The following is a 5,629-nucleotide window of genomic DNA, read 5'->3' as shown; positions in this document are numbered from 1 at the left end:
AAATAAAAAAGCAGTAATAAAATGTTTATATAAACTAGTTTGTGAATCTTTTCACTAACATCATAAGCAAGAAAAAAAGACGCGTCAATCAGCCAAGGGGCAGTCTCTAAAGGGCTGAGAATACTGTGGTATTTTTGCAACAGCCTTAAAAATACGGAAATAAAGAGGGGGTTACATCAAACTGGCAGGGAAGGTGATACCATTAACCATTTAAACTCTAGCTTTCATCGTTAACTGCCATCCTATGAAAAAAGTTATGACGTTTTTGTGTTCAAGGTTTGTCGCATTTTTACAACAGTTCTTAACTACCAAATAAAAAGGCTATACCCAAGGAAGGGTATAACCTATTTTGCACGATGAACGGTCAGAGTGACCTTATTTGTTTCACACATAAAGGTAGAAAGGTGAACAGGTTCATCCTTCGTATCAAATGCAATTTTTAAAATTCGAAATAGATTTGCTCCGATATCACATTCCAATAACTTTGCATAATCCTTTGTGGCACTAATAACATCGATGTTCTTATCGTTGCTGACAATTTCTGTATGGTAATTTTCCGACAGAATCTTATAAGTTGATTCATCTGTTGTGATTTTCTTTTCCAAATCAGGGAAGCGAATTAACGAATAGTGAGCGACATCGTAAAATAACGGACGATCATTGACATACATCAGGCGCTCCAACTCTAACACCGGACTTCCTGCCTCAATCTGCAGATGACCCGCAACAACCTCAGAGGCTGGAATGACTTCACTTCTTAAAATTCGGGAGTTGGGAATCATACCAAGCTGGTGGCTGAATTCTGAGAATCCGCTTACAGATAATAGTTCGTTATTGATTTTCTTTGAGGTAACAAAGGTACCTCTGCGGGGAATCCGAGTCAGGGTTCCTTCCTTCACTAATTCCTCAATCGCTTTTCGAATCGTGATTCGGCTTACGTTATAAATTTCACAAAGCTCTGCTTCTGTTGGGATTTGTTCATCCGGTTTGTATTTTCCCTGCTGGATATCATTCATCAGCATTTGTCTGATTTGCATATATAATGGCTGGGGAGTGGATGGATTTAAATTCATTCTTTATTTCATCCTTACTATCAATAGATTATATAATCTATTATACATTGATAGTGAATCTCCGTCACCATGCGCCAAAGTAGCTGATGGTTTTGGCAGCTGTATTTGTGCCACATTCAAGACATTTTTGAATTGGCTGGCCCTGCAATCTCGCATAGATAAATCCGGAAATAAAGGAATCACCAGCGCCCATCGTATCTACCACATTAGCTTCTTGTACTCCAAATTGGTAAAACTGTTCCCCATCATAGGCTAAAGAGCCGTTTTCACCTAAGGTTGCCACAGCAATATTTGTACCTCGACTCTTTACATCCTTTAAAAATTGACGGATATAATCGTCATCTTTTGTATAGGAAAAGAACGAATAATCAACGAATGACGGCAAGGTTTGAACTAGACTATGGTCTAATTGATCTGAGAAATCAAAAGAGGTGGTCAGACCCATTTCTCTAAAAGTCGGAAAATACTCTTCTACGTGTCCCCAAATCCCAGCATGTACAAGTTGGTGATTTCCAATGAAGTGAAGCTCTTCATTCGTTAATGAAAAATCAGCCATCACTCCTTCTTCATAATCGCCAAACTTGCGGTCATTATCGACTAATTCTACATACGTAACAGCAGTCTTTCCTTCTTTTTTCGTAAGATGTGATACATCCACGCCTTTTTCCTGAAGTGCATGTATCATGACATCCCCGTATGGATCGGTTCCAACCCAGCCAATATAGGCTGTTTCAGCCCCTAATTCTTTCAAATAAACTGCCACATTCACCGGATTTCCTCCCGGGTATGCTTTCTTGCTTGCCTGATAGACATCCATACAGTTATCACCGACAGTTACGAACCTCATTTTTAGCCCTTCTTTCATTAGCATAAAGGAATGAGAGCACTACGATGTAGTGCTCGTAATTATTTTAGTATTCAAACTGGCGATAGTATCTTCTAAGGGTTAATGGGTGGTTTCTTTCCTTCTCAAGATGAACGCTGATTCTGCTAAGGACAGACCAGTTTATGCTGACAGCAAAGTGTTTGCGGAATTCCTCGCTGATGCCTTCCATATCGAAATCCTTTGTATCAATGACTGTTAGCTGCTTTGTAATCTTCTCTGCAAATCTCTCAACACGGTCCATTAATGGTCTTGTTTCATCTTCACCTTTTAGTAAAATAACACTTGTATCTTCCAATACTAATTCTAGCGTACCATGGAAAAACTCAGCAGCGTGAATAGATTTTGCATGAATCCACTGCATCTCTTCCAATATACACATAGCGTATGAATACGTATTGCCCCAAAGGTTACCAGATCCAACCATCATGTGATAATCGGTGTCTTTGTGTTTAATCGCAAATTCCTCTGCTTTTTTATCAAATGCTTTTACCGCACTTAGAATAGCTCTTGGAAGTAAGGCCACTTCTTTTGTAAATTGCTCATACTGCGGAAATTCATTGTTGTTATACATGAAACGGAAAACAACCATGTATAGCAGCATAAAGAAGGTATCAAATGAATGTTTTTCAGAGCCCGTTGTGATACAGTAATCGACGATTTGTGTCATTGGTGTGTTTGGCTCAGCCACCAATGCAATGGTTGTAGCTCCTCTTTCTTTACAATATTCTGCCGCAGCTACTGTTTCTTTCGTTGTTCCAGATACAGAGGTAAAGATGCAGACAGAATCTTTACTGAAATGTTTATGGTTCATCACCATAAATTCAGCGGCAATTTCCGCATGTACATCTATAGTTGAATTTGATTTTAAAATATATTCATAAGGATACATCATTGCAATGGTTCCACCTGCTCCGATCAAGAAAATGTTCTTGTATCCCTTTTTACAGATTTCATCGACAAATTGTTCAATTTGCCCTCTAAAGGCAAGACCTTCTTTTTCAACAAGCTTTAGGAATAATTCCTCATCAAACTTTAGCATTGTGTTTTCCTCCTGAAAGTTTATTTGTTATGTCTTGTATTATAACTAAACATTACAAAATATACAATTGTTTTATCATAAATTTTTAAGGAAGTTAGCTGCTAAGAACTAACTTCCTTTCTGTTAAGCTGTTAGATCATGATCATTTCTATTTTTTGATCCGTATTTCTTTTCCCAATAGTAATACACAGGAAGGCCTGTAGCGATTACAATAAATGCCGCAATCATCCCTTGGATTGGTGCCCAGGTAAAGGTTCCCCAAGCAAGCCAGGAAGCCCCAAGGATGGCCAAAATGGTTGTGATTCTCCACATTGGCATCCGATAAATCGGGTTATAATCCTCCCGTTTACGGCACTTATAAACAGCTGCAAAGTCCAAAATATTAATGACTAATTGAATGAGGGTGAAATACCCTAACAGCGCGGTTAAATTGCTAAAGAATACTAGAATACAGGCATAGGTAACCTGAACAATAATCGAAAAACTTGGTGTTTCATATTTAGGATGAACTTTTGCAAAACGTTGGAAGAACAGACCATCCTTCGCCATGGCGTACTCAAGTCTAGGCTGGAACATGATGCAAGAGCTCAAAGATCCCAAAATAACGATAATCGCAGTAATCGCGACAAAGGAAGAAGCCATTCCAGAAAAACCAGGAATATACTTAACCGCATCCGATACTGCTGCACTTGAGTGGATTAATTTTTCAAAAGGCATTAGACCTGTCACGCAAACAGCTAGTAATGTATATAAACCAAGGACGATAAACACAGAACTGATCAGTGCTTTTGGCAGCACTTTTCCTGGATTTTTGAATTCCCCTGCCATAAAACATATGGCTGCCATACCTGTATAGGCCCAGGTTGTGGCGGATACTCCTCCAATTAAACTAGTTTTCACCGTGCCTGATGCAGGAGTATAAGAAAAATGCTCTGGATTCATATACATAATGCCCAGTACAATAACAATTAAGAATGGAATAATTTTGATGGCGGTAATCAGAACTTGGAAAAAACCGCCCTCTTTGACACTGCGATAGTGGATGGAAGTAATAATTAAAATAATTGCGACACCTAATAGTTTCCCAGCAATCCCGGAGAAGAATGGGAAAAAGGAAGCAACATAGGACACAATGGCCAATGCCATTATGGAAATGGACGGAGGGTCAAGCGCCCAAAACGTTGCCCATCCATATAGAAAGGCCAATGGCCGCCAGCCTGCTTTATTCAAATAAACATAACCGCTTCCATTTTGGGGATAGGCTGTTGACAGTTCCGCCAATACCATTACCTGTGGAATGGCAATAATGCCCCCGATGATCCATGCAAGAATAGAGATTGTCGGTGTACCAGCAGCTTTCGCTACGTCACCCGATGAAACGAAGATCCCCGAACCGACTGTGGTTCCTACTGCGATTGCCAAAGCCGACCAGAAGCCCAATTTTCTTGTCAGTGTGCCATTACTCATAAGAGTTCCTCCATATCAAGAAGATATAATTCCTAATTCTTTTACTTTATTAACCGATTTCTTGAGGGCCTCATGCGGATTTTGATAATATTGCGAGCCCATAATTTCGAGGGTGAGATACCCATCGTATTGGTTCTTTTGCAGGCTATATAAATACTCCCTCCAATTTAGTGAACCGTCATCGAGTCCAAGATGGGCGTCTGTTTGTCCATCTCCATCAATGAGGTGGAAATGACTAATACCTGACTGGTTGGAAAAATAGTCATCTGGCGTTTCTCCTGCCAATCGCATTGCCACTGTATCAATCATCCCTGTTAATGCAGGAGATTTAATTTCTCCGATCATTTTTTCAAGATCCTTGACACTAACAATCAGATTAGATTCAAACCTGGTTAATGGCTCCAGTGCAAGAGTCAGCCCTTCCTTTTCAGCTACTTTTGTGAGCTGATAGATGGAGTCACTGGCATACTTCCATGATTCCTCACGGGTGACAGAAAAGTCTCCAATACCCGAAGTAATCAGCATCATATTCGTCCCAAGTTCAAGTGCTGCATAAGCATTTTCTATAAAATAATCAATGCTTGCCTTACGTAAATGTGTGTCCGATGCAGCGATATTATATGGATAAACACATTGTTCCGGGGTAAAGCAGACAATATTCATCTCTCTTGCCTTTACTTCTTTTCTGATGTTTCTAATGTTGCCCAAGGCATGACGATAAACATATAAGTGTGGCTCCCCTGCCCACAATTCAATGCTTTTCATTCCTAGTTGATCCATACAATCCAAAAAGGTTTGGAATGGGAAATGCTTAAAAGTGATATTCATTCCGGCTACTTTCAAATTGATTCACCCCCTTTATGAAAACGCTTTTTTATTTGTTATGCCTTGTATTATATTCTAACAGTACAATAATTTCAATCGTAATTTTTAAAATAATTTATTTATTTTTGAAAATAACTTATTAGGTAACAAAACTACTAAATAAAAAAGGCTATACCCCGTTAGAGGTATAACCTTTTCAAGAAAATTTGTGACTTATTTATATTTAGACTTTTTACCCGATGAGGGCCCTTTTTCTTCTTGCTCGTCCTGGTTTTGTCTTTCACATCCTCGATGAATGACAGTTTCTTTCTTGCTCGTCCCGGTTTTGGCTTTCATACC

Annotated in this window: 5 protein-coding genes; all 5 read right to left on the bottom strand. The window is 39.2% G+C overall.

What is annotated here, in order from left to right:
* Window positions 1-344: 344 nt before the first annotated feature.
* The 5 genes from V7083_RS20055 to V7083_RS20035 all read right to left on the bottom strand — a co-directional run bounded on the left by V7083_RS20055 (window position 345) and on the right by V7083_RS20035 (window position 5,308).
* The gene (locus tag V7083_RS20055; protein ID WP_335481246.1) at window positions 345-1,073 is read right to left on the bottom strand and encodes a GntR family transcriptional regulator; all 729 of its coding nucleotides are present in this window, start codon (window positions 1,071-1,073) and stop codon (window positions 345-347) included.
* A gap of 64 nt (window positions 1,074-1,137) precedes the next feature.
* A complete protein-coding gene (frlD, locus tag V7083_RS20050; RefSeq protein WP_335481244.1) occupies window positions 1,138-1,920 on the bottom strand; it encodes a fructoselysine 6-kinase in 783 nt (260 codons plus the stop codon).
* Window positions 1,921-1,984: 64 nt separating this feature from the next.
* Complete coding sequence (locus V7083_RS20045; RefSeq protein ID WP_335481243.1) at window positions 1,985-2,998, bottom strand: SIS domain-containing protein; 1,014 nt, start codon at window positions 2,996-2,998, stop codon at window positions 1,985-1,987.
* 123 nt (window positions 2,999-3,121) lie between these two features.
* On the bottom strand, window positions 3,122-4,465 hold the full coding sequence (locus tag V7083_RS20040) for an amino acid permease (protein WP_335481241.1): 1,344 nt from the start codon (window positions 4,463-4,465) through the stop codon (window positions 3,122-3,124).
* A gap of 15 nt (window positions 4,466-4,480) precedes the next feature.
* On the bottom strand, window positions 4,481-5,308 hold the full coding sequence (locus V7083_RS20035; protein ID WP_335481239.1) for a TIM barrel protein: 828 nt from the start codon (window positions 5,306-5,308) through the stop codon (window positions 4,481-4,483).
* Window positions 5,309-5,629 lie beyond the last annotated feature (321 nt).

Origin of the sequence: Bacillus sp. JJ1764, from assembly GCF_036962145.1 — a bacterium.
In the GTDB taxonomy this organism is placed as follows: Bacteria; Bacillota; Bacilli; order Bacillales; family Cytobacillaceae; genus Neobacillus.
Note: the sequence above shows the minus strand (reverse complement) of the source record. Positions and strands in the feature narration are given on the sequence as shown.

What these genes read in the sequence shown, in the direction of transcription:
- frlD (WP_335481244.1), bottom strand. Translation starts at nt 1,920, where the DNA reads ATGAGGTTCGTAACTGTCGGTGATAACTGTATGGATGTCTATCAGGCA.
- V7083_RS20045 (WP_335481243.1), bottom strand. Translation starts at nt 2,998, where the DNA reads ATGCTAAAGTTTGATGAGGAATTATTCCTAAAGCTTGTTGAAAAAGAA.
- V7083_RS20055 (WP_335481246.1), bottom strand. Translation starts at nt 1,073, where the DNA reads ATGAATTTAAATCCATCCACTCCCCAGCCATTATATATGCAAATCAGA.
- V7083_RS20040 (WP_335481241.1), bottom strand. Translation starts at nt 4,465, where the DNA reads ATGAGTAATGGCACACTGACAAGAAAATTGGGCTTCTGGTCGGCTTTG.